We start from the raw sequence: 5,681 nt of genomic DNA on the forward strand, positions 1-5,681 counted from the left end.
GGCGCATGACATGGCAGAATCCCGCCGGTGTCATACGCCCGGCAACAGGGGGCTGGATGATGTGCTGCAATGGCGCATCATTGAGTTCATAAAAAACGAGCAGTGGTCTCCCCGGCAGAGGTACTTTCCAGCTATTTCTTGCAACATTCTTCTACAAAATCTGACAAGAATTAAAGAAAACCTTATATCTTTGCGCCCAAAAACCGTTTTTTAGACTTAATTACCTATCAAGATGTTGGAAAGAGACTATATCATGCGACTGATACGCCAGTTTTTCGAAGCACTCGAAAAGCTGAAAGAAAAACGAGACACAAATGACGGAACAAGCATTCAAGTGGAAACAAACAATATGTACACCTCCTATTTCCACCAGCCCGAAGCTTTCTTCTATGAAGCCGGTTCCGATATCATCATCGGGTATATGCAAGCACGGTTTTCAGAAAAAGAATATATGCAACGAATCGAACTGTTGGCTGAACTGCTCTACTTTGATTCAACTATCAAAACGTCAAAAGAACAACAAAGAATGCTGTGGGAAAAAGTGCTTGACCTGCTTACCTTTTTAGATACACATAGCGACACTTTTTCATTCGACAGAAGACGAAAGATGGAGGATATAAAGGCTTTACTTAACCCATGAAAGTCTAAAAATATTCTTTTTCAGCAAAAAAATATGTTTTTTCCTCTTAAAATACCAATCTCCTAAAAAAGTTTTTCTATATTTGCTTACAATATGATAAAACAAGACTGATTAATTCTTATGGAAAAGATTGATAATCTCGACAAACAGATTCTGGAAATCATTTCACAGAACGCACGCATCCCGTTTAAAGATGTAGCAGCAGAATGTGGCGTATCACGCGCCGCTATCCACCAACGTGTACAACGACTTATTGACCTCGGCGTAATCATCGGTTCGGGTTACCACGTAAATCCTAAAAGCTTGGGCTACAGCACCTGCACTTACGTAGGTATCAAGCTGGAAAAAGGCTCGATGTATAAAAGTGTTGTCGCTGAACTGGAGAAGATTCCCGAAATTGTAGAATGCCACTTCACCACGGGGCCTTATACGATGCTGACCAAACTTTATTCTACCGACAACGAGCACCTCATGGAATTATTGAATTCGAAAATTCAGGAAATCCCCGGAGTTACAGCTACGGAAACACTGATTTCGCTGGAGCAAAGCATCAAAAAAGAAATCCCCATCCGTAAAGGCTCGAAATGATGGACTGGCTTATAACCAATCATATCGGAGGAATCGCCATCGGCATCTGTACGTTTCTGATTATTGGGATGTTTCATCCTATAGTCATCAAAGCCGAATACTACTTCGGCACAAGGTGCTGGTGGTGGTTCCTTGTGTTGGGAATTGCAGGAATCATTGGCTCTGTGCTGGTAAACGACCTCTTGATAGCAAGCCTGTTGGGAGTATTTGCTTTTTCCTCATTCTGGAGCATTAAAGAAATATTCGAACAGCGCGAGCGTGTATTAAAAGGCTGGTTTCCAATGAATCCTAAACGGGAACAAGAATACCGATAAGTATTTGCCATTTAGAACTTACAATTTACAAATATGAATGTCTGCAATTAGCCTCAATAATTATATGCCAGATTAAAGATACTTACTTTGCCAATGCAGATATATTATTGATGGAATGCAGACATCGTAAATTGTAAACTGCGACTTATAATCAGCCGTTATCTATCGCTTCATATTTTTGTAAAGGCAATTCGCCTTTCAAAACTCCCAAGGCATTCATCGCCAAAGCTCCCATTTCATCCTCACCAGGAATTACTACGATACGCGCCAACCCTTCTATCCATTCGCGCAACAAAGAAACCACATACGCATTATGGGCTATTCCTCCTGTCAAAATAATGGCATCGGTATGTCCATGAAGTGCCACGTGCATTGCCCCGATCTGTTTGGCAACGGTATAAACCATCGCTTCGAGTACCTGCTTATGACGGACATTACCGGCATGCACCCAACGCACAATAGTCTGTACATCGGTTGTACCTAAATAGGCGAGCAGCCCTCCCCTGCCATTCAGCATCTTATGGATTTCTTTCTGCGTGTACTTGCCACTGAAGCACAAATCGACCAACTGACGCGCGGGAATAGTTCCGGCACGCTCGGGACTGAACGGACCTTCACCATCCAAAGCATTGTTAACATCGACTACCTTGCCGTGACGATGCGCACTGACCGAAATGCCCCCTCCCAAATGAGCGACCACCAAATCGAGTTCCTCATAATGCTTCTGAATAGAAGCTGCATACCGGCGAGATACGGCACGACTGTTTAAAGCATGAAAAACAGACTGGCGGGGAATTTCAGGAATACCCGAAAAACGTGCCACATCGCGCAACTCGTCGGTCACTACCGGATCGGCAATGAACGAAGGGCAACCTATCTGACTGGCAAATTCGTCTGCCATCGGTGCAGCAAGATTGGAAGCATGTTCTACCGAAGCATGCCACAAATCGTACTTGATTTGCTCATTAATTTGATACACCCCTCCCGGCGTAGGACGCAATAAGCCTCCCCGCCCGATAATGGCATCAAACGCCATCGGTATACCTGCCCGTTGCAGAGCATCAAGCACATGCATGCGCCGGTACTCATATTGCTCGTTGATATGATGAAACCTTGCCAATTCTTTAGCAGAATGAAAGACACTTTCGCGCCAGACCTGTTCCAAATCCTCGTAAACCGCCAGCTTGGTAGAAGTAGAACCAGGGTTGATAACCAGTATTTTCATAACGTATCTTGATTTAAGTTTCCTGCCAGACATGCCAACACCAAGCTATAAAACTTGGAGTTGCCCGAATCGCTGCGCGAAGGCACTACTACCGGAGCTATGGTGCCGGTAAGCATCCCTGCCATATTGGCATCACCGAACAAGGAAAGGGTTTTATAAAAAGTATTGCCTGCCTCAATATTGGGAAATATCAGCACATCGGCATTACCTACTACGGGCGAAGACAATCCCTTGATTTCGCCGCTATGCCTGTCACAAGCCGTCTTGGCATCCATCGGACCGTCAATGAACACTTTTCCGAAACGACCTTGCAGAGCCTCTTCCTTCAAGTGAACATAACTCAGCGTATGAGGAAACTTCTCATTCACCTTCTCCGAACAATGAATCAAGGCGATACGCGGCTGCTCATTACCCAGTTCACGACACAATGCCACGTCACATGATATCATTGCACGAAACTGTTCGAGCGTGGGACGAGGGATAACCGCCGCATCCGAGAACAACAGCAACTTGTGATACAAAGGCACTTGTGCCACCGCCACATGGCTCAGCACACCGCCCGGAGGAAGCAGTCCCACCTCTTTCTTCAGCACAGCCCGCAACAGATTATCAGTATTTATCAAACCTTTCATCAAGATATCAGCCTCGCCTGTACGTACCAATTCCACTGCCAAAGCCGCAGCTTCATCAGGCGTGGAAGCTTCGTATATCCTGACAAAATCGGGAGATGCCCCACGCAGCTGGTAAGCCATATCCTTATGGGCCGAATCGATTACCAACAGAAACTCAGCGATTTCTTCGCGCAAGCTACGAATAATGACGTATTCCGTATGAGGGTCATTCGGACAAACCACCGCCACTCGCCGCCGGATGCACGACGAACGTAGACGGTTTACCACTTGTGAGAGGGTTCGAAGCAATTCCATACCATCAGATTTTTGGCAAAGATGAGAAATAAATCTGAATTTATCCCTATCTTTGCCTTGATTCCACCAAAGATTTAACTTATGAAAACGTTTCAAACATTTGACATCGAATCCACATACCGTGCACTTCACAGCCGGTTCCCCAATCATAATAGTGCCCCCATTATTGGCATCACCGGAAACTTCAGCGAAGGAAATCTAAGCCTTGCACCAGGATATTATGCTTCCATTCTGAAAGCCGGAGGTGTTCCGCTTATTATACCACCATTCGAAAACGATAACATTTTGATAAACCTCCTTGACAATATAGACGGACTCTTATTAAGTGGAGGAGGAGATATCAATCCTTTATTCCTGAAAGAAGAACCAGTAAAAGAATTACACAATATAAATCCTTATCGTGACCAGCAGGAATTACTGATAGCCCGCCTGGCAGCCAATCGCCAAATACCCATGCTAGGTATTTGCAGGGGCATACAGATAATGAACGCCGCATTGGGAGGAAGCCTATACCAAGATATTTATTCACAGACCGGAAACGAACTCATCAAACACAACCAGGACCTGGACCGTGCATATGCCTCACATACCGTCCGGATAGCAACTGACAGCCAGCTTGCTAAAATTATGGGGCAGAACACTTTGCCTGTCAATTCATTCCATCATCAGGCAGTAAAAGAACCAGCTCCTGGCTTCCGCATATCTGCAACGTCCGCCGATGGCATTATCGAAGCCATTGAAAGTACTGAAGGCAAATCAATGCTCGGCGTGCAATGGCACCCAGAATGTTTCATCCTGAATGGCGACGAATGCATGATGCCCCTCTTCAACTGGCTCTTACAAGAAGCAGACTCTTTCCGGCAAGCCAAAGCACTGCATCAACGAATATTGACACTAGACTCTCATTGCGACACTCCAATGTTCTTCGAACAAGGCATCAACTTTGCCACACGAGACCCGAAGATAAAGGTTGACTTACATAAAATGACGGAAGGACGGCAAGATGCCACCATCATGGTAGCCTACCTCCCGCAGAAAGAACGTACCGATGAAGCCTTACTGGCAGCTACCGCTAAAGCCGACCAGTTATTGAACGAGATAGAACACATGGTAGCCATGAATTGTACCGCCATCGACATTGCCTATACCCCCAAAGACCTGTACCGGCTGAAACAAGCCGGCAAGAAAGCCATTATGCTGGGTATCGAAAACGGATATGCTATCGGAAAAGACCTAAGCAACATTGAACGTTTCCGCAAACGAGGAGTAGTATACATGACCTTGTGTCACAATGGGAACAACGACATCTGCGGTTCAGCACGATACAACGAAGGAAACCTGGGCGTAAGCGATTTCGGCGAACAGGTCATCCACGAAATGAACCGTGTAGGTATGTTGGTTGACTTATCGCACGCAGGCGAACAGAGTTTCTACGATGCACTGGATATCAGCCGCCAACCCGTAGTCTGCTCACACTCTTCCAGCCGGGCTCTATGTGACCATCCACGTAATCTGACCGATGAGCAACTGAAAGCCATTGCCCGCAAAGGTGGCGTGGTACAACTCTGCCTATATGGTGGTTTTCTCCGTACAGACCGTCCGGCTACCCTTGATGATGCAATCGAACATTTACATCACATCGTCAACCTCATAGGAGTAGACCATGTAGGCATCGGTACCGATTTTGATGGAGATGGGGGTATCATCGGTTGCAACGACTCGTCTGAGTTGATAAACTTTACCCGCAAATTGTTATATGAACGATACAGCGAAGAAGACATCCAACTGATTTGGGGAGGCAATTTCCTGCGGGTAATGCAACAAGTACAAAAAATTTAGTGTCTTATACTGATATGATTTACATCGTTCTGTTTTAGAAGCTGTTTTGAATTTCTCCAAAAAGTTTTTCTTGGCTTGATGTATCCGTTTTCGTGTGTGCTTTGGGCGATTTTTTGGTCTTTTTCGCTCCTGTTCTTCGTCAGATAGCC

At 45.5% G+C, this 5,681-nt stretch carries 6 protein-coding genes and 1 pseudogene; 5 read left to right on the forward strand and 2 right to left on the reverse strand.

What is annotated here, in order from left to right; genetic code table 11:
• The 4 genes and pseudogenes from B5F25_RS22275 to B5F25_RS20420 all read left to right on the forward strand — a co-directional run.
• Positions 1-214, forward strand: a pseudogene (locus tag B5F25_RS22275) (hypothetical protein); the annotation flags it as partial.
• A gap of 18 nt (positions 215-232) precedes the next feature.
• Positions 233-640: a hypothetical protein gene (locus B5F25_RS20410; protein ID WP_022040983.1), complete on the forward strand. Its 408-nt coding sequence runs from the start codon at positions 233-235 to the stop codon at positions 638-640.
• 120 nt (positions 641-760) lie between these two features.
• On the forward strand, positions 761-1,228 hold the full coding sequence (locus B5F25_RS20415) for an Lrp/AsnC ligand binding domain-containing protein (RefSeq protein ID WP_022040984.1): 468 nt from the start codon (positions 761-763) through the stop codon (positions 1,226-1,228).
• Positions 1,228-1,542 carry a DUF4491 family protein gene (locus tag B5F25_RS20420; RefSeq protein ID WP_022040985.1) on the forward strand — a complete coding sequence of 105 codons (315 nt, stop codon included), beginning with the start codon at positions 1,228-1,230 and terminating at the stop codon, positions 1,540-1,542. Before B5F25_RS20415 ends, B5F25_RS20420 begins: the two co-directional genes overlap by 1 nt.
• 151 nt (positions 1,543-1,693) lie before the next feature.
• Here B5F25_RS20420 and buk read toward each other — a convergent pair whose 3' ends face one another.
• Positions 1,694-2,767: a butyrate kinase gene (gene buk / locus B5F25_RS20425; protein ID WP_087213275.1), complete on the reverse strand. Its 1,074-nt coding sequence runs from the start codon at positions 2,765-2,767 to the stop codon at positions 1,694-1,696.
• A complete protein-coding gene (locus tag B5F25_RS20430) occupies positions 2,764-3,693 on the reverse strand; it encodes a phosphate acyltransferase (protein ID WP_087251697.1) in 930 nt (309 codons plus the stop codon). Before B5F25_RS20430 ends, buk begins: the two co-directional genes overlap by 4 nt.
• Positions 3,694-3,774: 81 nt before the next feature.
• Here B5F25_RS20430 and B5F25_RS20435 point away from each other — a divergent pair, with 81 nt between their 5' ends.
• The gene (locus tag B5F25_RS20435; protein WP_087251698.1) at positions 3,775-5,532 is read left to right on the forward strand and encodes a gamma-glutamyl-gamma-aminobutyrate hydrolase family protein; all 1,758 of its coding nucleotides are present in this window, start codon (positions 3,775-3,777) and stop codon (positions 5,530-5,532) included.
• Positions 5,533-5,681: the final 149 nt, after the last annotated feature.

Source organism: Bacteroides sp. An19 (assembly GCF_002160215.1).
Lineage (GTDB): Bacteria > Bacteroidota > Bacteroidia > Bacteroidales > Bacteroidaceae > Phocaeicola > Phocaeicola intestinalis.